This window comes from Dyadobacter bucti, from assembly GCF_005869225.1.
GTDB lineage: Bacteria > Bacteroidota > Bacteroidia > Cytophagales > Spirosomataceae > Dyadobacter > Dyadobacter bucti.
In genome coordinates, this window is the sequence record NZ_SWFP01000018.1 from 18508 (window position 1) to 41754 (window position 23247).

Annotated in this window: 24 protein-coding genes and 1 other RNA gene; 9 read left to right on the forward strand and 16 right to left on the reverse strand. The window is 44.2% G+C overall.

The genetic code is table 11. From position 1 onward, the window contains the following. The first annotated feature begins 32 nt into the window (after positions 1–32). Complete coding sequence (locus tag FBF61_RS32490; protein WP_138485166.1) at positions 33–911, forward strand: AraC family transcriptional regulator; 879 nt, start codon at positions 33–35, stop codon at positions 909–911. A gap of 60 nt (positions 912–971) precedes the next feature. Here FBF61_RS32490 and FBF61_RS32495 read toward each other — a convergent pair whose 3' ends face one another. The 7 genes from FBF61_RS32495 to FBF61_RS32520 all read right to left on the reverse strand — a co-directional run bounded on the left by FBF61_RS32495 (position 972) and on the right by FBF61_RS32520 (position 6329). After that, positions 972–1874 (reverse strand): YybH family protein, encoded by a 903-nt coding sequence (locus tag FBF61_RS32495; RefSeq protein ID WP_138485167.1) that lies wholly within the window; start codon positions 1872–1874, stop codon positions 972–974. 105 nt (positions 1875–1979) lie between these two features. Further along, the gene (gene egtB, locus FBF61_RS32500) at positions 1980–3161 is read right to left on the reverse strand and encodes an ergothioneine biosynthesis protein EgtB (RefSeq protein ID WP_138485168.1); all 1182 of its coding nucleotides are present in this window, start codon (positions 3159–3161) and stop codon (positions 1980–1982) included. A 31-nt stretch (positions 3162–3192) separates the two neighbouring features. After that, on the reverse strand, positions 3193–3504 hold the full coding sequence (locus FBF61_RS35335) for an L-histidine N(alpha)-methyltransferase (protein ID WP_262712847.1): 312 nt from the start codon (positions 3502–3504) through the stop codon (positions 3193–3195). 47 nt (positions 3505–3551) lie between these two features. Continuing rightward, positions 3552–4181: an L-histidine N(alpha)-methyltransferase gene (locus FBF61_RS35340; RefSeq protein WP_205748347.1), complete on the reverse strand. Its 630-nt coding sequence runs from the start codon at positions 4179–4181 to the stop codon at positions 3552–3554. A gap of 14 nt (positions 4182–4195) precedes the next feature. Beyond that, positions 4196–5167, reverse strand: a complete 972-nt coding sequence (locus FBF61_RS32510; RefSeq protein ID WP_138485169.1) for a zinc-binding alcohol dehydrogenase family protein — start codon at positions 5165–5167, stop codon at positions 4196–4198. A 37-nt stretch (positions 5168–5204) separates the two neighbouring features. Continuing rightward, complete coding sequence (locus FBF61_RS32515; RefSeq protein ID WP_166444680.1) at positions 5205–5582, reverse strand: YybH family protein; 378 nt, start codon at positions 5580–5582, stop codon at positions 5205–5207. 156 nt (positions 5583–5738) lie between these two features. After that, positions 5739–6329, reverse strand: a complete 591-nt coding sequence (locus FBF61_RS32520) for a Crp/Fnr family transcriptional regulator (RefSeq protein ID WP_138485171.1) — start codon at positions 6327–6329, stop codon at positions 5739–5741. Between the two features lie 271 nt (positions 6330–6600). Between FBF61_RS32520 and FBF61_RS32525 the strand changes: the two genes are divergently transcribed. From FBF61_RS32525 to FBF61_RS35700, 3 genes are all read left to right on the forward strand, one after another. After that, entirely contained in the window at positions 6601–7269 is a 669-nt protein-coding gene (locus FBF61_RS32525; RefSeq protein ID WP_138485172.1) for a hypothetical protein, read from the forward strand. Between the two features lie 18 nt (positions 7270–7287). Beyond that, on the forward strand, positions 7288–8169 hold the full coding sequence (locus FBF61_RS32530) for an alpha/beta fold hydrolase (protein WP_229215330.1): 882 nt from the start codon (positions 7288–7290) through the stop codon (positions 8167–8169). A 216-nt stretch (positions 8170–8385) separates the two neighbouring features. Next, on the forward strand, positions 8386–8520 hold the full coding sequence (locus FBF61_RS35700) for a DUF4113 domain-containing protein (RefSeq protein WP_138485173.1): 135 nt from the start codon (positions 8386–8388) through the stop codon (positions 8518–8520). A 233-nt stretch (positions 8521–8753) separates the two neighbouring features. Here the strand turns inward: FBF61_RS35700 and FBF61_RS35705 are convergent, their stop codons facing one another. The 4 genes from FBF61_RS35705 to FBF61_RS32555 form a co-directional block, all read right to left on the reverse strand. Next, positions 8754–8930: a YWFCY domain-containing protein gene (locus FBF61_RS35705; protein ID WP_138485174.1), complete on the reverse strand. Its 177-nt coding sequence runs from the start codon at positions 8928–8930 to the stop codon at positions 8754–8756. Between the two features lie 321 nt (positions 8931–9251). Next, positions 9252–10004 carry a relaxase/mobilization nuclease domain-containing protein gene (locus FBF61_RS32545; RefSeq protein WP_138485175.1) on the reverse strand — a complete coding sequence of 251 codons (753 nt, stop codon included), beginning with the start codon at positions 10002–10004 and terminating at the stop codon, positions 9252–9254. Continuing rightward, on the reverse strand, positions 9989–10381 hold the full coding sequence (locus tag FBF61_RS32550; protein ID WP_138485176.1) for a plasmid mobilization protein: 393 nt from the start codon (positions 10379–10381) through the stop codon (positions 9989–9991). The genes FBF61_RS32545 and FBF61_RS32550 overlap by 16 nt, the downstream gene beginning before the upstream one ends. A gap of 433 nt (positions 10382–10814) precedes the next feature. Next, on the reverse strand, positions 10815–11459 hold the full coding sequence (locus FBF61_RS32555) for a DUF8464 domain-containing protein (protein ID WP_138485177.1): 645 nt from the start codon (positions 11457–11459) through the stop codon (positions 10815–10817). 129 nt (positions 11460–11588) lie between these two features. Here FBF61_RS32555 and FBF61_RS32560 point away from each other — a divergent pair, with 129 nt between their 5' ends. Continuing rightward, entirely contained in the window at positions 11589–11867 is a 279-nt protein-coding gene (locus tag FBF61_RS32560; RefSeq protein WP_138485178.1) for a hypothetical protein, read from the forward strand. Positions 11868–12644: 777 nt separating this feature from the next. Here FBF61_RS32560 and FBF61_RS32565 read toward each other — a convergent pair. Continuing rightward, a complete protein-coding gene (locus tag FBF61_RS32565; RefSeq protein ID WP_138485179.1) occupies positions 12645–13115 on the reverse strand; it encodes a JAB domain-containing protein in 471 nt (156 codons plus the stop codon). 389 nt (positions 13116–13504) lie between these two features. On the opposite strand from FBF61_RS32565, the gene FBF61_RS32570 reads away from it, so the two are divergent. Both FBF61_RS32570 and FBF61_RS32575 read left to right on the forward strand, forming a co-directional pair. After that, complete coding sequence (locus FBF61_RS32570) at positions 13505–13990, forward strand: hypothetical protein (RefSeq protein WP_138485180.1); 486 nt, start codon at positions 13505–13507, stop codon at positions 13988–13990. 102 nt (positions 13991–14092) lie between these two features. After that, positions 14093–14320: a DUF4134 family protein gene (locus FBF61_RS32575; RefSeq protein WP_229215331.1), complete on the forward strand. Its 228-nt coding sequence runs from the start codon at positions 14093–14095 to the stop codon at positions 14318–14320. A 1490-nt stretch (positions 14321–15810) separates the two neighbouring features. Here the strand turns inward: FBF61_RS32575 and FBF61_RS32590 are convergent. The 3 genes from FBF61_RS32590 to FBF61_RS32605 all read right to left on the reverse strand — a co-directional run bounded on the left by FBF61_RS32590 (position 15811) and on the right by FBF61_RS32605 (position 20572). Next, positions 15811–17028 carry a site-specific integrase gene (locus tag FBF61_RS32590; RefSeq protein WP_138485182.1) on the reverse strand — a complete coding sequence of 406 codons (1218 nt, stop codon included), beginning with the start codon at positions 17026–17028 and terminating at the stop codon, positions 15811–15813. A gap of 427 nt (positions 17029–17455) precedes the next feature. Next, positions 17456–17827, reverse strand: a transfer-messenger RNA (tmRNA) gene (gene ssrA / locus FBF61_RS32595). A gap of 453 nt (positions 17828–18280) precedes the next feature. Beyond that, positions 18281–20572: a TonB-dependent receptor gene (locus FBF61_RS32605; RefSeq protein WP_138485183.1), complete on the reverse strand. Its 2292-nt coding sequence runs from the start codon at positions 20570–20572 to the stop codon at positions 18281–18283. A gap of 183 nt (positions 20573–20755) precedes the next feature. Between FBF61_RS32605 and FBF61_RS32610 the strand changes: the two genes are divergently transcribed. Together FBF61_RS32610 and hemF are read left to right on the forward strand one after the other, a co-directional pair. Next, on the forward strand, positions 20756–21190 hold the full coding sequence (locus FBF61_RS32610) for a PepSY-like domain-containing protein (RefSeq protein WP_138485184.1): 435 nt from the start codon (positions 20756–20758) through the stop codon (positions 21188–21190). Positions 21191–21240: 50 nt separating this feature from the next. Beyond that, positions 21241–22158: an oxygen-dependent coproporphyrinogen oxidase gene (gene hemF / locus FBF61_RS32615; RefSeq protein ID WP_138485185.1), complete on the forward strand. Its 918-nt coding sequence runs from the start codon at positions 21241–21243 to the stop codon at positions 22156–22158. On the opposite strand, the gene menC is transcribed toward hemF, so the two are convergent. Then, on the reverse strand, positions 22155–23243 hold the full coding sequence (gene menC / locus FBF61_RS32620) for an o-succinylbenzoate synthase (RefSeq protein ID WP_138485186.1): 1089 nt from the start codon (positions 23241–23243) through the stop codon (positions 22155–22157). The two genes, hemF and menC, sit on opposite strands and share 4 nt — an antisense overlap. Positions 23244–23247 lie beyond the last annotated feature (4 nt).

The following is a 23247-nucleotide window of genomic DNA, read 5'->3' on the forward strand; positions in this document are numbered from 1 at the left end:
ACCAGGGCACTGTCTGACAGTTTATCTCAACTATGATTGAACCAATCAAAGAATCACGGCTTGCCAGCGCAATGATTTACATACGGAATCTTCGTGATTGTCCGCCAAGCTACCTGAATGATCCTGGCAGAAAAGACTTTTTTGAAATTGTCTGGTTAAAGAATGAAGACCCTTTGCATGATACGAAAAACGAAAATTTCGAGATTAAAGGCGACTGGATATACCTCATACCACCTTACCGCGTACATCAGCTCAATAAAGCAGGTAAAAACGGTGAGTTGTTATCCTTCAAAAGAGAAGTTTTGGAGGAAGATGACAAAGAGTTTTTGCTGGATATTTTCAAAATTTTCAACGTTCAGGGAGAGTTTTCCTGCCTAAGGCTTGAAAAAGAAGCAGCTGCCGATCTAGGTAGCGTGTTCCAGTTATTGAACAATGAGTATCAGAAAACGGCAGACGATCTGGTAATTGTTAAAGCGATACTTAAGGTCTTTCTATTAAAGCTGATCAAAGTTAAAGAGCAGGAATTTACAGGTCATGACATCCATCAAAAACGGGTTTACGAATTCTTAATGCTGCTGGAAAGCAATTATCTGCAGGTACGTAATACTGATTTTTATGCCGGAAAATTGGGCATCAGCTCCAAGCGACTCAATCAGATACTCAAAGACAAGCTGGATAAAACCGGGATGGAGCTGATTCACGACAGAATTATTCTCGAAGCAAAGCGAATGATTATCCACAGCGAACAGACCATCAAGGAAATAGCTTACGAACTTGGTTTTTCAGACCGGCCATATTTCAGCCGGTTCTTTAAAAAGCAAACTGGCCAAACACCTGACGAATTTCAAAAACAGACTCGTATTCATCAGAAATTGAAGCTTAATACATTATCTGATAGTACTGCCATTTAGCTAAATCAAAAAGGCTGCCGGAAATCCAGCAGCCTTATTACATGTGTAGCAAAGCAATAATCAGCTAGGCTGATTATATGCATACCAAGCGATTTTCCATACCCCATCCACTTTTTTCACTACAAAAATCTCGCGGTAGCTTGCAGGAACAGTTTGGCTGGTGGCATTGATCAAAGTAGTTCCTCCCGAATGAGATCTCACATAACCGTATTCGCCGTCAATCACGATCTCGTCAATGGTGAAGGCCAGGTTGAGCTTAATCGCTGAAAAAACACTTTCATAAGTGGTTTTGATCGCGGCAGCGCCCTTCATGGTTGGTGCATCAGGAGCCATTAAAACACCATCTGTAACAAACAGGCCAGACACGGCAGCCGCGTCGGACGAAGCGAGTGCACTGGAATAGGTGGCGGTTATAAGTGAATTGATAGCGCTTCTGTCTGCTTCTGTATAGCTACTAGCCTTATTTTCGATCACATCTGTACCAATTGCCTGACTTAGCGTACCCATTTTGTTGTACAGGTATCGTGCGATTTTCCACTGATCATCTGCCTTTTTCACAACAAACACTTCTCTATTTTCCTCAGGCGCGGTTGCACCATTTGCTTTTACAGTGAGGGTACCCGCAGAAGTTGACCTGACAAAGCCATATTCTTTACCGACAATCATCTCATCAATTTTGAAATTTAAGTCAAGTCCGACCGCGCCGAAAATCCCATGATAAGTTGATTTCAATTGCGTGGAACCGGATGCAGTCGGCGAAGCCGGACCCATCACGACTCCGTCGCCTGTAAACGCCGAAGTCACTCCATCAGCGTTTGAAGCTGCGAGTGCATCGCGGTAAGTAACGGTAACGAGTTTTTTAATAGCATCACCTTCTTGTTGCAAATCAATTGCATCGATGTTGTGATCTGTACATGAGACACCGGCAAAAGCGATGGCTAATAGGAGTGAAAATTTTTTCATTTTTTTATTTTTGTTTATAGGACAAAGGTCATTCACACTACTTGAATGAACCCATAAACAACTTTAAGAAGCACCCTTAACATTGTTTAAGATTAAACGTTGATCTTAATCAAGGATCAGACGTAACCCCGTGAATTGCCAGCGCAAATGGGGGTGAAAGAAATTCCGGTATGTGCTACGGCTATGCCCAACTGGTGTTGCCTGGGAAGCTCCTCTAAGAACCATTTGACTGACCATAAACTTGCCGTTGTATTCACCTATTGCACCATCTGCTTTTTTGAAACCCGGATAAGGCAGGTAGGCGCTGTTCGTCCATTCCCAGCGCGAGCCCCAGTCGAATGCAGCGGACGCAACCTCCCATTCAGCCTCAGTGGGCAGTCGGAACCCTTTCCAGTTTGCGAATGCAGTTGCTTCGTAGAAGCTTAGGTGGCAAACAGGATTTTCCGGAATAATCTCCGTCAGCCCGCCCAAGTCATAGTTCATCCATTTGCCATCAATAAGATGCCAATACAATGGAGCTCCAATGTGTTCGCGCCTTACCCAATCCCAACCCTCGGCATGCCAATAGTTGAAATTCTGGTAACCGCCGCTATTGATAAATTCCAAATATTCACGGTTGGAAACCAGACTGGTTGCAATCTTAAAATCGTTAAGCCAAACCTGGTGCCTGCCATGTTCATTATCAAAAGAAAAACCTTCGCCTTCAAATCCAATCTGATAATTGCCTGCTACAACTTGGTGAAAAGGGCTTGCCATGGACTTCAGACCATTGGGAACGTACTCCGTGGCGTAAGGGGGAAACAGCGGGTTGTGACCTAGAATGTACTTGATGTCAGTCATCAATAACTCTTGATGCTGTTGTTCATGGTTCAGACCAAGATCCACCGTTTCTATTAAATTCAGGCTGAAATCACCATTTTCTAAAAACCGGCCCATGTGCTCATCGATATATTTGCGATAAGCAAAAACATCCTCAACCGTAGGCCGGCTCAGGTTTCCCCGGTCGGTGCGGATAACCCTCGCCCCAACAGTTTCATAATAGCTATTGAACACGAAATCGTACTGACTGTCATATACCTTGTAGTCAGGCAAAAACGGTTTTAAAATAAAGGTTTCAAAAAACCATGTTGTATGTCCCAAATGCCATTTAGGCGGGCTCACGTCTGCGCACGGTTGCACGACGTAATCCTCTGTTTTAAGCGGACGGCATATAAATTCGGTGTGCTGTCTGATCGCAGCAAACCGGGTTGACAAGTCTTTGTCAGCCTTTACAATAGTTTCTTCCATTAGTTTGAAATTTTTTCCCTTAATCCATTTCCTAAACCGCCTTCCATACCACATCGGCAAACCATCCTTTGGAGTCCGTAAAAGTAGATATGGGTTCAAAACCGCTGTTCAATGCCATCTGGCTAATCTGGTTAAGCGAGTACTTTTGAGAAATTTCCATCCAAATACATTCTCCCTGGCTAAAATGGATTTGAGTGCTTGGGAAGGAAACCGTATGCTCACACTGCGACACCAGGTAACTTTTACAAGCACCATTTAATGGATCATAGCTGCAATAATGATCAAACAGATCTAGATTAAAGTCTGCTCCCAGTTCTGTATCAATCCGTTTTAACAGGTTCAAGTTGAATGCTTTGGTGATGCCTTCTTGATCTGAATACGCCGCTCGTATTATATAAGATCTTTAACCAGGTCAAAGCCAATGAGGACCATATCGCCAGGCATTATTGATTGCCTGATCCGGCTGCAGAATTGTAGTGCATCTGCGGGCGGCATGTTTCCAATATTTGAACCCAGAAACAGGACGACCTTATGTAACCCTGATAGTGAAACTGCCTGATCAAGCATCTGGAAATATTCCCCTTCCAGTGGCTGGATATCCAGTTCAGGATTTTGCGCAAGTAAGTTATCTGTCAGCTCATTAAGTATATTTCCAGAAATGTCAATCGGCAGATAACGGAACGATTTTCCTTGGAGCGAAAGACTATCCAGGATGTGTACTGTTTTTGTCCCGTCTCCTGCGCCTAATTCGATGATCTCAAAACTAGTATCACCATTTTGGATGGTTTCACAAATCTGTTCCCGCTGATTTTTCAATATTTCAGCCTCGCAGCGTGTGAGATAATACTGATCACAAGCCATGATCTGCTGGAATAATCGGTCGCCTTGCTGATCATAAAAAAATTTTGAGGGGAGCCTTTTAAATTCGCTGGTAAGGCCTTCTATCACATCCTGGTAAAATGTGTCGATTTCTCCTGTTGCTTCGCTTTGGGAGAGGGCTTCTTGCAAAATTTGTTGCATGAAAATTTAGTGGTTCAATCAGTAATAACTACAATTTTTCCGCTAGCCTTATTGCTATCCATCAGCTGGTGCGCTTCGACAATTTGGTCGAGCTTGAACACCCCGCCAATGCTAATTTTGATTTCGCCGCTTTCTACCATTGATATAAAAGATTGAAATGCATTGTGCTCGACACTTACCTGTCCGGTGTCATAAACAGTCAGGTTTACAGTGGCCGGAATGTAGTCCATCGGTGCAAAATCTTGGATACTCCAAATCTCCGAAAGCATACCCGTCATGCAAACGCTCCCTCCCTGTTTAGCGCAGGAAAGTGAATCCTTCAAAGTACTGGCCCCTACCAGCTCCAATACTTTGTCGAATCGCTCCGGATATAATTCATCGACCTGCGTTTTCAGGTTGCCATCATCAATCAGCACAGCTTCTGCGCCTTTTTCGAGCAAAAACTGCCTTTTATCCTCGCTACGGCTTGTTGCAATGACACTCAGGCCTGTATGGCGGGCCAGTTGAATGGCCAGTAGCCCGATGGACGATGTACCACCACGAACCAGGATGCTTTCACCCTTTTGTATGCGCAACGCTAGGTGCAAAGAGCCATAAACGGTCTGGAACATTTCAGGGATTGCTCCGAGTATGTCCCATGAAAGCTTGCTTGTGAAAGGATAAATAATAGAGCTTGGCAAAACAGCATACTCTGCATAGCTGCCATCGTAATCCCTTCCCATGCCTCCCATGCAAGCAGCAACCTGTTGTCCGGACTGCCATTTGCCGCTGGGGTCGCTGACAATTTCGCCCACACATTCAATGCCCAATATCCTGGGAAAAACCACTCCGGGTGAATAGCCTTTGCGGGTCATCAGCTCAGAACGATTTAGGCCGAAAGCCCTCACTTTCACAAGCACCTGATCTAAGCCAGCCTGGGGCACGGCTCTATCTTCAACTATTAGCTGCTCTGGTCCTCCTGCCGTGTAAATTACCGCTGCTTTCATATTGGTCATTTATTGTTTAGGCGTGTGGGTACCTAATTCAGATCTTGTTGAAAATATACCGGAGAATTTTCCAGTCTTCCGCCTCTCTTCGCACCACGAAGAAATCCCTCGTTTTTACAGCGATGGATTGACCTTGGTTGTTTTCAGTTGTCACTGTTGCGATGCTTTCAGCAAATGCAAAATCGCGTTCCACGGCAAGATTTTTAAGCAAAAACTCAGCCTTCAAGCTTTGGGTTTGAAAGAAACGCTGGGCACCACTGTGAATTTGCTGCGCGCCGCGGATCGTTGCAAAACCATCGGGCATGAATTCGCCATCATTACAATAAAGGCTTGCAAGCGTAGCCGCGTCACCATCAATGAGTGCTTTTGCGTAGTCATTTAGCAATTTCTCAATTGCTGGTTTGTCTTTCTCCATTATCATAGTCAATGTTTATGTTGTTATCATATCACCTTCATGCAATCATTCACTGCATTGACGGTGAAGCGAGCATATGATTTAATGCTATGCAAAGTTGTGACCAAGCATTGAAACACACTCATAAACAACTGCAAGAAAAACCCTTAAACTATGTTAAGATTTGTCCCTTGAAACGATTGACTTTCGGATTTTACTTAAAAATTCAGGGGTAATGCCCAGGTAAGATGCAATCTGGGAATTGGGAAGACGGTTAAGCAAATGAGGATACCGGGCCAGAAATGACTGGTAACGTTGTTCACCGGTAGAGCTGATATTTTCTAAAACCCTGTTTTGTAACTCGATATATTTCTGCTCAGTAATGATGCGGAAATTACGGTCGAATTTATGATGGTTGATAAAGAGATAAAGAAGATCTGGCTTCTTAATTTGAAGGATGAGGGATGGCTCAATCGCCTCAATATACATCAGGCTCGGCTTTTCTGAATAAAAGCTGCTTAAATCGGCAATCCAATCACTTTCTGCAACAAATTGCAGGTTGTGCTCCACGCCTTTCTGGTCTACATGGTACATCTTGAAGCATCCCGAGACTACGAAGGTATAGTATTGGCACACATCTCCCTGTTGCAGTATGAAATGGCGACGTTTTACGTGCTTTTCAACAAATAACCGGGTTATTTCAGCCCTCTCTTTTTCAGCAAGTGGAAAATACTGTTTGAAATATTTTATAAGTTGAGATGTTGCCAAAATTTTAGATTTAAACAAAAATGTGATTTAAGATTATTGGAATAACACTTTTTAATGATTTTAGTTACACTCAGTTTACAGATTGCATTCAAAAGCCCTGCCAATAAATTTACCGGGGCACCCCACTTCACCCTCTCAAACCTTGAAGTAGTTTAAGAATATTTCTTAAAGTAAGTTATGGGTGGATCTGCTGACAAACAGGGATTTTTGTAGCATAATTAAAACCCAAGGCAATGAACTGTCGATGTGAACAAGTTAAACCAACAGAGCTATGAGATCCACCTTCCCAGTATTAATAAGTTTCCTGATGCTGATGAGTTATGCGAATGCCCAAAGCGTCAAACTTGACCTGGAAAGGCTGGAACCGGTTCAGGCATCAATGTCTATCCAGTCAATTGCTGGTAAACAAGCGCTTAGGGTGTTGAAGGATACTTTGGTAAAGAAGGTGGATGAACCCACGTTTGTCAAACTAAAAGGATTTGACTTTCATAGCGGCATTATCGAGGTAAAAGTACTGAGCAGGTTACTAAAAAACGCCCCTGAATATGCCCGGGGTTTTATTGGTGTTGCCTTTCGTATTGATGAGCAAAACTCAAAGTATGAGAGCATTTACATCCGCCCAACCAATGGCCGGGCCCAAGATCAGGTTCGTAGAAACCATTCCATTCAATACTATTCATATCCGGATTATAAGTTTGACGTGCTCCGCAAACAGGCACCAGAAAAGTATGAATCCTATGCGGATATGGAGCTTAATAAATGGATCACCCTGCGGATTGAAGTGAAAGGTGCTAATGCCAAGTTATTCATAGATGGAAATACGCAGCCATCATTGGTTGTCAATGACCTCAAACTAGGGCCCAATGCATCCGGTGGCGTAGCGCTTTGGGTCGAAGTGGGCACGGAAGGCTTTTTTACCGATCTAAAAATTTTAAAGTAAGATAATTACAAACTGAAAATGAACCAATTACAAGTTAAAATTAAATTTTTATGCTTTCTGGTATTACTGGCAGGTATAAATGCCATTGGACAGGACCTGAAACACCTCAGGCATTTCATGCAGCAAAACCCATCGCACGAAACTGCCATACCCTATGGAAACAATCCAAAGGCCGGTCATTATCTGAAAGGTGGTGATGCCAGGATCTATTATGAAGTATATGGTAAAGGCAAACCAATTGTTATTTTACATGGAGGCATATTCGGGTCAACTCTTGAAATGGGGCGGTTCATCGATAGCCTTTCCAAGAACTATAAGGTTATAGCAGTATCGACCAGAGGGCATGGGAAATCAGAAATCGGAAAGGTAGACCCAACCTATGAACAAAAGGCAAAAGACGTTAACGCAATCATGCAGGCAGAGACCAGCGATAGTGCGACCGTGCTTGGTTTTAGCGACGGCGCTTATACCGGGTACTATCTTGCTTCTGCATTTCCTGCGAAAGTTAAAAAGCTGATCGCGATTGGTGCTGGTACTTGGAAAAAGGGATGGAGAAACTTTACCGTTACCAAGGAAATGGCTTTTGGATTGGACAGTCTATATTGGAAACAGCAAATGACACTAGCTCCTGAGCCAAAAAGGATAGATGAATGGTTTACTACGATTAGTAGAACGTATAACTCAACGGAAGTCAGCGATGATCTTTTAAAACGAATTCAATGTCCTGTCCTGGTACTATCTGGCGAACTGGACCAAAACGCACCACTTCAAACCGTCATTGAAGCGTACCGACTAATTCCTCGCGCACAGCTGGGAATAATTCCAAATGCGCCACATCCCGTTTTCCTGGTCAACTTTGATGCCGTTTGGGCTAGTATAACGCCCTTTTTACAACTTTGAGTCTGGGTAATATTCTTCTGGCCGAAGTGTACATTTTTACGTTTCCTTCGCCGAGTTTATTGAACAAAAAAGTGCCTGTGAATTAACTGCAGGTACTTTTTTTGTTATGACGACCAATTGATAATAGTTCATTTTAAACACGGTATTTGTGTACCACCCGATAATTCAGTAACGACTAAGAGGTCTGAAGATACTCATCCTTGTCACGGGCACTTAATGGCGTTCGTCGATAAGCTTGACAAATCTATAAGGCAAAACAAGGTGCTGCTAGCAAGTCAAGACTTGACTACGCATCGAAGAATGAAGCAGGAAACATTATCGCCGCGATACATACAGCACCGTATGCAATAGATCAGATAACAGCTGTCATAAAGTTGATGGATGATTCGACAAAGAAATCGCCTAGGCGTTTGACCCACTCTCGATTTAATCCCATTGAAATAGAACATGAATCCCGCCAAAACACTGATCAAGGCAAGTTTTATCCGTATATTTTCGCCCTTTTTGCCTTTCAATCCGACCGATGGAAATGGTTAAGAAAACGAGTGCCACAAGCTTCGTTTTACCGAACGAAGAGAACAACCCTAGGGCAAAATTGTATCCAAAATCCGATCTGAAATTAAAGATGTCAGGCGCCAATTTTGGAATGCCTGGTAACAGAAATAACAAATGTGCAATGCGAGGACCAGGGTACTGATCAAGCGGGTCATATTGGCTATGCTGCGAAGGCTTACCTCATTTTCGCCGGTATTCGATGCCATAATTAAACAGATTTAAAGTGATTGAGAGAACCCTTTTTTTCTTTCTACGTTTACTTTCACGAAGGTCAGCTGGTGTGAAACCATCTTTTTTGATAGGATCAAATAGTGAATCCTCTCCATTGGCAAGTCTAGCGTCATTGCTCTGCTCAGGAGTTGCCAGCAAATAGCTTTTTGATGTGGCTGACTTTCCAAAACGATCAAGTGTTACATTCGTCTTTCCATACAATGTAAAACCAATCGCGTTTTTGATTCTTAGCTTATCTGTTTGCCGCAGTTGATCGTTAATTTCAAACCGATTTTGCAGGAAATTTAATGCCGGCTTTAGGTGAAAATCGCTTGCCGTAATGGGAACTCCAACACGTCCCCCTTCGCATTAAGCAGCCGGTAATGAAGCCTCCCTTTCTTATAAGCCCTGGACTCTTCATTTCCACGGTCTGCCGCCACATTGTAGCAATTCAAAACCGCATTTAACTCGGTTATTGAAGTGAATTTATACTTGTCGATAACTCCATAAATTACATTTGAAATGGCCCTTTTGGTCTCAACCTTACCATAGTTTGCACTAACCATCGCAGGCTTCAAATGCTCGGATTGCTGTTGTTTTTTGCTCGATGCCTTTACCAAACAGAACTCATTTTCAATCTCTTTTCGGGCCCTTTCAGACTGGTTTCTGCCGATGTTTTGGGTCTCAATACGCTTCCCGTTTGCATCTATTTTTACGCTCTCAATATGGATGTGGGGGTGTCCGCTATCGTGATGCTGGTACACCAGATAGGATTGGTCTCCAAAGCCAATTTTATCCATATAGGCTTGGGAAATTTCTCCTAATAGTGCTTTTGAATAATGCTCAGAAGGATCAAAATTCAATGAGATGTGGACGCTGTTTCGGACAACATTCGTATTCAAAGCCGCCAGTTTCAGCAACATATTCAACCGCTCCTGCTCAGTCAGATTTGCCGAATCATCGGGGTAATTTCCTGCCATGATCCACTCGGCTACACCCTGTTTCAACTTGTTTTCGTTGTAGTAAAAAGTGCTTCGAATAGAAGCCCCTGTTTTTATGATCGCAACCATATCTTCGAAGCTTTACTGATGTAAATATTGATCTCTTTCACATGCTCGATAAACTGATTTTTGTCCTTCTCGTAGGCATCCAACCAGCTGCGGAAGTCGGCGATTTGGGACAAGGCATGTAGCCGTTTGACGGCTTGATTTAGATTGTTACCCGCAGCCATTAACTCACGCCTGAGACGGGTTAACTCAACCATCGTTTCATCAAATGACTGGTTTCGATGGTTAATCACAACGGGCTCAGAAAGCAGGATCTTCCTTGCGTACTCACTCGTCTTTCGGCATGTTGTCCTTTGTACTTTTCGAAGAAGCTGCTGAAACTCCTCAGGGGTTAAACGTACATGCAGCCATTTGGTGCGGTTGTGTTTGTCTTCATTCATCACGTTATCATTTTCACATTTTGACATTCTTTTTTCACTCAATCCCGCCAACGACTCCGGAGTGCCCGGCGGGCCAGATCCTTAGGTTGTGATACAACCTGACATCTGGCCGATTGCGGGTAAGAGGCAATCCACCCAGATTTTTTGTAGTCTGGAGTCGTCAAATTTGGCTCCTCTGATAGCTCAACTCTTTTGGCTCTATGGTGTACTTGCCAACCACTCATTAAAATCCTTATAGCCAGTATATATTCCACTGGCATCATTGTATTTTTCACTGATGTCCTTTGCTGTCGAAGCGCACCTAATACCCGCAGCATCCCGATCAAAATATAGGTCGATGTGATAGTGGGTTTCTAGAAAGGTCGTGCGCGATCGAAGAAAGAGATGGAATTTAAGATTACGTAATTTTCGGACTGCTCAACAGTTTTCTTCATCAAGGTCTTGTAGGACAGAAATCGAACATGCCCTCAAACACCGAGACTGTCGGAGCACCGAGATTGATTGTAGTAATATCCTTCGGACTGCTTGCCAACTTCAAGTAAGAATTCCGCAGCTCATAACCACCAGAATTATTGAGCAAGCCAATTGCAAAATATCTTCGATCCTCGATCTGGTAGTTAACCTGTCGGCAGTATTGCCTGGCAATATCAGCTGAAACAGATCTTGAAACTACGTAGTCCAAAAGTGTTTTACTTGTGAGCTGCCCGGCATACAAAATTTGTATGGGGCAATTCGCGGCTGCCTTCTCTGTTGAAGGTAATAGAAACCTTGCCTTGTGAAAGAACCAGTAATCAGAAAACATTTTGATTACTTCCCCAACAGAGCAATGGTAAAAAATACCAGCGAAGTCAACTAGATTGCCCCCAATACTGATTCCGTGATCATACCATCGATTAAGCCTCCTGTTTACTTTGAACGATGCAGTCCGTTCCTCCCGTAAGGGGGACAAATACCAGTGATCTGCACTGTGAACTTTTACTGGCTCAAATCCCAACTCTGACGGGTAACTAATAAGTTCTAATTCTCTAATCTCTGCCAACGTTAACAGCCCGCTGCTTCCCCTCTCTCTTTCGCTCATTTTGCTTTCTGTTTTGGTTTGTGGAGCGAAATTAAAGAACACGAATGTCAGCTACCTATCCTGGGTAAATTCTCCTTAGGATCGTTTCAGGGGCAATTATTATTTTTGTACTGTACTAAAAACAAGAAAATGATGAACGTGAAAGAGCTGGCAAGTGTGTATGATACCATCATGAGTATCCTCGGAATGAACGATCAAATCAAGATCGATTTGAAGATTAGCAGGCGGAATGTTTTGCTTCTGACCCAGGCGATCAAAAGAGCCTTAAATGTTCCCGGTGTTGAGGGTAACCCTGATTTAATTGAAATCGCCTCAAACGAGTCAAAGGAAGAACTATTAGCATTGTCGGCCGATTGCTTGGAGAAATCCGGTCTGGTAGAATTGAACGACCGCCTCGCAAAGTTGTAAGAAATTTTTGGGTCGTAATGGCTACTCAGTCAGTGCATAACATCTTGAACCAAAATTTACATCTGCATAATCTTTCACACCCCCTTGAATTTAAGAAGCCATTTAGATAAAATAGGTGGACTGCTTCGCTGAGCTCACGCTATTTCCTGAGAGGGATGTGTGAGTATCGATTAGGCTATTTAAGGGCATTATGTTAGGTGGTTTCACCTCGGTTAACATTTATGAGAATAAAAATCAGGAACGCCGCTATTGAAAAACCAAGTAAAACATATTTAAACGAGCCACTGATGAACATGGCTACCGTGAAGGTGACCAGAGCTAGCGTTACAATTACACGATCATTTTTCATACGCTGTTTTTGAGTAGAAGCTTAAGATCATTAAATCTACTTGAAGCGCCTTGGTCTTGAGTGTTGTTTTGTCAGGAAATCAACGCAGCAGAAACCTTAAAAACAACATAAGTTATGGTACGCAGTTATCCTGAACCGGCTACTTTCTGGCAGTAAGTGCCGCAGTGGCGACTTACTATGTACGCATCGGAATTAGCTATTACCAGTAGGACATCTGGGCACTCCTAAATTCAAAGCAAGGGCTCTAGAACCGGCCGGAAAGGAACCGCAAAATATAAGGGCAGCCAACGAATATTCGACCAAGATAGACAAGTATTATATTTCTTCAGAAGATCAAGCTCTAAAATTCCAGGCGAATTCCATTGCTGATTTCGGTTGTATTTACTGTGATATTGCCGTCAAGGTATACCACAGTAGGATTTGGAATTTTACCAAAGACTGTCATCTGAAAACGAGTAAAAACCCTCCGCCGTCACAATCAAATGGTCCAAAACTCGTATATTCAGTAACTCCCCGGCTTTTCTCATACTCCCAGTAATATACTTATCGGCATCACTCGGAATAAGCTGGCCGGATGGGTGATTGTGTGCCAGGATGATCCCTGTTGCATTGGCTTTCAAAGCAGCTGCAAAAACGATCCTTACATCAGCACTCGCTCCTGAAATCCCACCTTTGGAAACTTCAAAAATCCCTAGCACCCGGCTGGCATTGTTCAATAACAGTATCTTGAACTCTTCAATAAATTCAAGTCTGTCTGGGTTCCAGCTTTGCATCAGCACCTTGTATGCATCTTTGGACGATTCTATTTTCGGACGTTGGCTTGCTTGCACTTTGGATTTGTAGATCAGCTCAATTTCTGCTACCTGATACAAGTTTGAAACATTCGCGAAGCTTTCCATAATTACCTTGATTTTGAAGTGATTGAATGAATTATGGCGCTTAATTCTGGCACTGGGCAAGCAAGTAGTGGAAGCAACGGAATAAAGGAAAGCATATGCGAGGCGGGCATTCATGCCCCGTGTTTATGCCGGAATTTCCACTACGCCCCGCAGCCCTGTGCCTAACTTTGGGGCATCATTGATACAAGAAACTCTGTCGGGCATTTCGGCAGTCTGCACAAAAATCTTGGCGAGGCTTGTCGCATTTTCATCTTATACATCATTGATAATCATTGGGGTACAGTCATTTAGGCGTGGGTACAAGAAAAACTTGTACTTGAAGAGCCTTGGTTTTGAGTGTTGTTTTGTCAGGTAATCAATGCAGCAGCAACCTTAAAACAACACGAGTTATGGCAACGCATTTATCCTGGACAGGCTACTTTCTGGCAGTAGGTGCCGCAGTGGCGATCTACTATGTAATCATCGGCATCCGTTATTACCGGCAGGATATCAGGGCACTGCTCAATTCAAAATCCCGGTTCTGGGAACGGCCGGAAAAGCCGCCACCGATAAGCCCACCGCAGGCAAGTCAGCCGGAAGAAACCGCTGAGCCTGTTGAAGTGAAAAAGCAACCCTGGCAAAATGAAGCCTTGTTTGCCAAGGTCGAAGAGCTCAGCTCGCAGCTCAGGATTAGCATCCGAGAAGCATACGAAAAAGGCTACGAAAAGCGGGACTTTGTTTTTCTAATCCAAATGTCAATAAAAGATTTTTCTGCCGTCAAAGGCACGCCGTTCCGTGAGGCGATCAACAATGTTATCACTTTGGAATCTGCAAAATATGGCTTCATCAACCTCAGTGCTGTAGAGCTAGAGGAGTTATGGAAGGAGGTTAAATGATGAGCCCGCTCTCCTGCGCTCCCGGGCCCTCGGGCTTGGGAGCCGCAAGGAGACAAGCTGAGTAAACGAGTTTAAAACAATAATCAACAAGGCATATGAAATGTGGGAAACAGCCCTTCAAGCAGGGCAAAACAAGTATGGGCAGCAACGCTGCTCTCAGTAATGGCAACCATTGCCAAAGCACAAGACGGCGCGGCGGGCATATCCGAAGCCGACAGCCAGGCGCAGAGCTACTCCGAGCCAGGCACGCAGCTGATGTATGCCATCGGCGTGGTGCTGGGGCTGGTAGGCGCAGTGAAGGTTTTCCAAAAATGGATGCCGGGACAATGATACCGGAAAGGTCGCCGCGGCGTGGTTTAGAAGCTGTATTGTTCTAGGTGGTTGCTATCGTGCTGCAATCTTTCTTTGGCCTATAATTCAGTGAATTCGAGTACATCTGTCAGCAACTGGCATTCAAGAAAAACAAGACGACCAAAATTTCTCCGCCTAAACTTAGTGCTGACAATTAATTTTTGGAAGATAAATATTGAGGTAATAACTAAGGAAGTTTTGCAAGTCTTATGGTGGGAGCTCCTCGAAGACTTAAAGCGGTTTCTTGCCAGCTCGAATAAGGCTCCGAAGAAATGGCTTCTAAGCGCTAATGTTAAAGGAGGATGCTGAACATCTCATCCGGTACGCATCAGAATCTGAGAATAAACGGGAGGTTAAAACATAGCAATATAGGAGGATCATTTTATTATGCATTCCAGGAAATCCAATCACTGGTGCTAGCTGATACAAAACGAACAAAGTGATGGAAAAATCAATAACAAAAATCTTTAACCGGATCCTTATTGACCAAAGAGTAAGGATCTGGCATGTGGGGACTTACCTTGCCTTGGTGCTGCTTTGGGATAAAAACAGGCAATCAAGTCCCTTTCAGGTAACTAGGCGGATGATCATGCAGATGTCCCGAGCAAAAAGCCCGTCAACATATCATAAACACTTGAAAGAGCTCGAAATATTCGGCTACATAAAATACTTGCCATCATACCATCCTAAGCAGGGAAGTAAAATCTGGCTAGTTGAATCAAAAGCTAATTGAAGCTTCACTTCCACGGCGGCCAACTTTGGTGGTAAAAAAAGAAAAGGGAGACAAGCTCCCCCACTAATTGAGGCTAATAGCCGCTGACGGAACACGAACATCCTCGACAATATTTATATATTGCGTTGAAAACACATTTACTCTCCTTCCCTCCAAATCCCACAACACTTCCTAAGTAAGTGCCATAGCAATCTCTATTAGCTTTTGAGCTGCGAATCAGCAATCGGCCTTGTTGCATTGATCGATAGTAGGTCCAATTAACACACCCAGCAAATAGTGTAGCTTTTTCAACCTGTTAATCTAATCGGGCGTTAGCGATTGCCCTCGGCTACTATGGTACTGATCGACCACCCGTCCAAGCCCTTGTTTGGCTTTTTCCTTAACAGAAATGATTGTACCTGTCTTTTTTAAGATAATTGATGTTGTGAGCCATAGATACTACATATGAGAAGTTGGAAATGATTTTATTCATATTCCTCATGCTCATTTAAAAATATTTGCTTGGCAACAGAAAAAGCCTGTTTAACAGTGGCCCTTATCAGCCAAAGGAAACGAAATAAGCGCCCCACTGAGCTCACGGCTAAAACTTGTAGTACCTCAAACAATAGAAAAAGCCGCCATTATGCCGTAAGCTGTTGGCGGCTTCTAAGAGTCTTAGGAAATAGGGCCACTTATTTAGCTGCCCTTTTGCCTAGTTTGTTTGTCAGACTTCTAACAATGCAATTATAGAAGTGACCTAATATTTTGCATCTATAATCTCCGACAATCGTTGCATATCATCACCGACCTTTTTGTCCAAGACTTTCGCGTACAGCTGGGTCGTTTTTAGGCTACGATGTCCGAGCATTCTTGAGACCGTTTCAATTGGAACTCCATTTGAAAGCGTAACAGTAGTAGCGAAAGTGTGCCTTGCTAGGTGAAAGGTTATTGGCTTTGCTATTCCACAGACGTCCCCAATTTCCTTCAAGTAAGCATTCATCTTCTGGTTGGAAAGGACCGGAAGCAGATGCTTGTCTAAATGCTTCAATTGGCTTTCATATTTTTTTAGCAACTTTAAAGCTGGTGGTAAAAGTGGAATTCGTGAGGCAGAGTCTGTCTTTTGACGCTTTATATTTATCCACATTTCACCTGAACGACCTTCTATTATATCCATTTTGCTAAGTTTTGCGACATCGGCATACGCCAGGCCAGTGTAGCAGCAGAAGAGAAAGATGTCTCTTACTTGTTCTAAACGTGGAATCTCAAACACTTTATTCGCAACTGTGCGTAATTCATGCTCCGTTAGTGCAATTCGATCTACTTCATGCTTTGCAAATTTGAAGGCAAAAAACGGATCTTTCGCTATGATGTCAGTTTTCACGCAAATGAGTACTATCTTCTTTAAGTTTGCCAAGTACTTCATTGTAGCATTGTGACCGACCTTTTTTACACCTTTTAAATAAAACTCGAAATCCGATATAAATTTGAAATTGAGTTTTCGGACATCAAAGTCCTTCGTTTTGTAGTTCCAAGAGATAAATTCCTCGGTGTGCCTGAGCGTGGTCTGATATCGCATATAGGTTGCGTGCGCATATTCTAAATTGATCAACTGTTTGACCTTGGCGTTATGTTCCTTAAATATGGTCAACAGCCCAATGATATCTTGATCTTCTCCATGCCACTTCCGCTTAAAAATTTCAATACACATCAATAGGTCCTCCTGGATGATTTGCCGCTGAATGGCATAAGCTTTACCTGCCAAGGATTCCAAAAATGCGTTGACTTCTCTCGCCTCTATTGTTGTGCCCTTCGCCTTTCCCGAGCTCGCTGACCACCTTTCCGGTGATACCGATTTACCTGTTGCAACCTCAAACCTTGCTCCACCAATTGTTATCCGCATGTAAATGGGCAGCTGATTGTTTCGATTGATCTTCGATTGCCTAACCGAAAACAGAATTGTCATGCTTGATTCCATCTTTTTTTGTTTTAAAATTAGATATCTCATTTTGTTGAATCAAGATGTTCATTTCCTGCACATGTTGTTGATTGACAAATAATTAGGCATACAAAAGGGACCAAAAAGGGACTGAAAAATCATAACTGGACTCGGTCCCGAATTCGTCCCTTCGCTATTGTTAGACTTTGAAAGATTTGAGATATCGAGCATTAAACAAAACGTTCGTAAATCATTGATCTACCGCCGGTTTAATGTTTTGAAATTTTATTGAAATGGAGATGGAGGAAGTCGAACTCCATCTTTAATCAACTTATTTTCAAATACTTACCTTCCCATATTTTTCTCAGTCCCTTATTCGTGCATCGGGTCTTGATGCGAAATCTGCGGAAAAACAAAAAGCCCGCAAATTTATTTTGCGGGCTTTTGTAAGATTTGATTTTTCAATCAGTGGAGATGCAGGGAGTCGAACCCTGGTCCAGAACAGGGAAAACCTGCGCCTTCTACATGCTTATCCGTGATTAGATTTTCGAGCCAGACAAGGTACACGGCGGACCCGCGTCTAAGCCTTAGATACTAGGGTCTCGTTGGTTTTACGCATCAATATACCAACCAGCGCTGCGGTTCGACACCTCTGGACCCACCCGGCAGCACGTGGGGTGGAGAGATGATGGCATTTGTTTAATCCTCCGGATTAAGCAGCCATGGCGTAGTTATATTCGCCAGTTATTGTTTGAGAATATTATTTCCGGGAGGTACTCTCAACTCCCGACATGCTTACACACAGACCCTCAGCCCGCTGTCAATTCCAGTCACCCCCATTATAGTCGGCTATCGGCTGTCAGCTTTCGGCGGTCGGCTTTTTTTATTACTAACCTGCCGCCACAGCAAAGTTTGATCGCAATGCTATTTACAAAAATTGTCCGGGTTAAGTTCAGGTATTCAAATAAAAAATCCAGTAAAATCAGATAAAACACTGACTGTTAATTGGATAATACTCCACCATGTTTCGACCAAAGCCACTCCGCTCACAAGGACATTCACTCATTCCAAGCCGACTCATTTATTCACTCATTCACTCATTCACTCATTCACTCATTCAGTCATTCAGTCATTCAGTCATTCAGTCATTCAGTCATTCACTCATTCACTCATTCACTCATTCACTCATTCACTCATTCAGTCATTCAGTCATTCAGTCATTCAGTCATTCACTCATTCACTCATTCACTCATTCACTCATTCACTCATTCACTCATTCACTCATTCAAAATTAAAATTCCCACCGATAACTCAAAACCGGTATCATCCCCAGCTGGTGCTGGCGCACGATTTTCTTCTGGAAGGTATCGTAGTAATTGTAAGCGTCATTTTTTGTGCCGGAAACATTCTGGATATCGAGGGCGAGGGTGCGGCTGTACCGGGTTTTGCTTTTTTTCCAATAGATCCGCAGATCGGGCCGGAAGTAATCGCCCATCCGGATGGTATACTCCTGACCGGTGACGTAGGTGGTCGAATTGAAACGCGAGGAGGCTTCCAGGTCGATCGGCGTGTCACGAAAACCGCCCGTCCAGAGGATTTTGGTATTGATACCCCAGATACCTTTGTTGGTTTTGAACTCCTTTCCGCCGGTAAAACTGAAAGTATGTCTTCCATTGAAGCGACTGTCGCGCCGGATACCGTCGCTTCCCACATACGTAGCATCGTAAAGTGAACCGGAAAGCAGGATATAGTATTGATCGGTAAGCAGTTTCTGATAGGTGGCCTCAATGCCAAAGTTACGACCTGTACCCTGGTTTTCGAGTTTTTCGGGAATATACCCCTCCACGAGGTTCAATACCGACCAGGATCGTTGCGATTGAATACCCACCGGCACGTGGAAAAGCTCCTGCAGGTACAATTCCAGTTTCAGACTGCTACTTTTAAGGAAATTCTTTTGATAACCCAATACAAAATGGTGGGCTTTTGTAGGATCCAGGTCGCGATTGTCACGGTAAGGATTCGACATATATACCCGTGCAGCCTGCAGCTGGCTGTGCAATCCGTAGGAAAAACTGAATTGCTGGGAACTGCCCGCCTGCCAGCGCAATGCGGCGCGCGGTTCTGCGGAACTACTTTTCGTCAGAGAATAATACAGATAGTGCAGCCCGATCTCGGATGTAAGTTTCGGAGCGATCTGATACGCCATGCTGGCAAACGGCTGAAAAATATAGCCTGAAAGCCGTGCATTATACCCATTGGAAATCGGAATGAGGTCCTCGTCGGACTGCCAGTTGGCGGACAAGCCTGTTTTCAAACGAAACCGGTCGCCCAGCCTGCTGGTAAAAATAGAGCTCAGCGACAGCCTGCCTTTTCTCATCTTATCACTTTCAGTGAACAAGCTGCTATTAAAATCCTTGGGATCAACCATATACGCATACCTCGAAGTATGAAGCCCCGACGCTACGATCGTAGATTTCAGGGCTGACCGGGTGCCGAGCGCGATCTCGTGGGTGACGCCGGCTGCGCCCATTTTGTTTTTATAAATGATATGGTAGCCGTCTTTTTGCACCTCCCAGGTAGTGGTGTCTTTGTCGGGTGTGAAAGTATTGCTGCTGATACCGCCCAGCCCGAAAACGGTGAATGTCCCGGCATTGGCAGTCGGCAGGTTGATATTGAACGAAAGATCCTGGAAACGGTTTATTTCTCCGCCAAAATCGACGCCCATCGCGCCGAGCAGCCCCGTAAATGAATAGCGGTAATTGACAAGATAGGAGGCTTTTGATTTTTTTGAAAACGGCCCTTCGGCGGCCACATCGAGCCCGATAAGCCCTACCTGCGCTACAAATTCGCTTTTTTCATCGTTCCCTTTCCGCAGGTTCATGTCCAGAATACCCGAAAGTGCATTGCCATATTGAGCCGGGAATGCGCCGGACATAAAATAGGAAGTCGCCAGCAATTGCGTACTCAGAATGTTCACGCCTCCGCCCGTTTGCGTTGATTTGTCACTGAACGTACCGGCGTTGGAAAGGTGGTTTGGATTTACGATTTCAACACCTTCAAGCCGCCACTGCATGTTGTTCGGAGAATTTCCCCGTATCACCAGACCGTTGGCCTGGTCGTGGGCAGCAGCTACTCCCGGAAATGATGTTGCAACCCGCGCCGGATCCAGATATGTGGCTGCATATCGTAGCGTCTGCTCGATAGTGATTGCCTGAATGCTGTTGAACGCAACAGGCCGGGCGGTGGTAACGGTCGCTTCCTGCAATTCCCGGCCGGTGGCGCTCAGCCGGATATCGTGCACACTTTCCTTTCCCGATTCCAGGAGGATCTCGGGAATTTCAACTGGCCCATAACCCACGTAGGAAATTTTCAGAACATACCTGCCTACCGGAATTTTATCAAAACGGAAAGTACCGGCTTCATCGGTACTTTCTCCTGTTCCGGCCGGGGCAAGCTGCACGGTTGCATTGCTGAGCGGCAATCCGGTATCCGCATCTTTTACGGTGCCGCGGATGGTTGAAGTGAAAATCTGGGCAAAAGAAACGTTGCAAGCGAGTATCAGGAAAAGCAGAGTCCTTATCATTTTGGTATTTGATGTATAAAAATAGAAGGTCAATCGGTTACAAAAGTAACTTCTGCTTATGTCCTTACCCTACCGAAACAATCTTTCAACGGATTTTTAGTGTTTTTTTTAAAACGCATAGGGGAAAACAAAACCTGAATTGTCATTTAAAAAACACTTATGTTCCATTTAACTGACATCAAAATGAAAAGCCTATTGCTAAGTATGATCGCCCTTACCTTCTTATTAACCGGTTGTGACAAAGAAAAGGTGATTGACGAGTCCAGCCTGCCAGTTGGCGCCAAAGAGTTTATATCCGCCCATTTTCCCGATGCCGCGATACGGCAGGTGATCAAAGACCGCGACGACCTGACCAATACTTACGATGTGATCCTTGACAATCAGGTGAAACTGGAATTCGACAAATCCGGCGACTGCTATGACATTGAGGGAAAAGCGGACACCAGGCTGCCCGATACTGTGATCCCATTGAAAGTACTTGAATATGTGCAAACCAATTATCCGGAGCAGTTCATCATCGAATGGGAAAAAGACAAGACAGACCAGGAAATTAAACTTTCGAACAGAACGGAGCTTGTTTTTAATCTCGCAGGCACTTTTTTAAGAATTGATAAGTGAGGTTGTGCTTTGAGATAAATCGTATTTTTGCGGACAAAATCAAGATTAGTATGACCGTTGAAAATATAGAAGCATTTTTTAAAGATTTACAGGATCGTATTTGCCGGGCCATCGAAAAAGAAGATGGTACCGGCAATTTTCATGAAGACCAATGGGAGCATCACTCCGGCGGAGGCGGGCGTACCCGGCTGATCGAAAATGGAAGTGTGATCGAAAAGGGCGGCGTTAATTTCTCCTCTGTTCGTGGCGAGGTACATCCGCGCCTGAGGCAACAAATGAACCTAAACGAAACCGATGACTTTCATTTTACCGCCACCGGGGTTTCCATCGTAATGCATCCCCAAAGCCCAAAAGTACCGATTATCCACATGAATGTGCGGTATTTCGAACTGAGCAACGGCACGTGCTGGTTTGGAGGCGGCATAGACCTTACCCCGCATTACGTACTGGAAGAGGATGCCCGATTTTTTCATAATGAGCTAAAAACTGCCTGCGACAAACATCATCCGGCCTTTTACCCGAAATTCAAAACCTGGGCGGACGACTATTTTTACATTCCGCACCGTGACGAAACCCGGGGAATAGGCGGGATATTTTTTGATTATCTCAAACCGGACGAACCCGGAAATGGACAAAACTTATCAAAAGAAGGTCTTTTTCGATTTGTAAAAGAAATAGGCGAAAGTTTTGCGCCCATATATGTCAGCCTGATGGCAAAACACCGGGATGATGTTTTCACTGATCAGGAAAAACAATGGCAACTCCTACGCCGGGGAAGGTATGTAGAATTCAATTTGGTGTGGGACCGCGGTACCAAGTTCGGACTGGAAACGAACGGACGGACAGAATCGATTTTGATGAGCCTGCCGCCTCAGGCAAACTGGGCTTATAATTTACAGCCGGAAACCGGCTCGGCTGAGGCTGCTACTTTAAGTTTATTGAAAAAAGGAATCGACTGGGCTTCCTAGTTATCCAATGCTCCCAGATCCCACTGGCCGTTTCTGTCGTAAAGCAGGCGGCCTTTTTTTATGGTTAAGGGAGAAGAAAAGTTATTGGTATAAAGCTGCCCGGTGCCCAAACCCTGCGGAAGCGGATTATTGAAAGAATGCGTGAACTGGGCAATTGCATTCAACCCGATATTGGATTCAAGCGCGGAAGTGACCCACCAGCTGATCCCCAGCCTGTTCGCAATTTCTATCCATTCCCTGGTATGCTGAAAACCGCCGAGCAGGGTTGGTTTCAAGATGATAAAAGGCGGCAACAGTTTTTTGAGCAGGGCGAATTTCCCGCGGTAGTCAAAAACACCGATCAGTTCTTCGTCCAAAGCAACCGGCACCGGCGATACCGAACAAAGCTCCCTCATTAAAGTATGCTGTCCTGATTGAACGGGCTGTTCAATCGAATGCAGGTTGAATGTAGCCAGTTTCTCAAGTTTTTCGCCAACCTCATCCGGCCGGAAAGCACCGTTGGCGTCTACTCTGAGGGTAATCTCTTCCGCTGAAAATCGCTCGCGAATGGATTGCAGGATACTGCACTCTTTATCAAAATCGATAGCCCCTACCTTCATTTTCAACGTGCTGAACCCCTGTTCGAGCTTGGTCTCCACCTGCCGAAGCATGTGGTCAAAAGAGCCCATCCAGATCAGGCCGTTCATCAAAATGCCGTTATCACCTTCGGAAAATGAATTTTTGAAAATGATCTTTTTCCCGCCGTTCATAAAATCGAGCAGCGCCATTTCCAAACCGAAACGCACAGAAGGTAGGTGCTGCGGAACCAGCTGTTCGAGTATGATACTGAGATTAAACGGAAAAACTTCCAGGTCCAGCTCATTGAAAATCTCACAGACCGTTGCGAGTTGCACTTCAAAGTCCGGAATATCGTCGACACTCAGTCCCGGTAGTGGCCCGCATTCGCCATAAGCTTCGACGCCGGGCTTTTCGGGATCTGTTATTTTAAGTATCCACGAAGTCTTTTGTGTAAGTACCCCCCGCGAGGTGCCAGCTTCTTCACGAAAATGAAGCGTGTAAGGTTTATACACAATTTTTAACGACATGGAT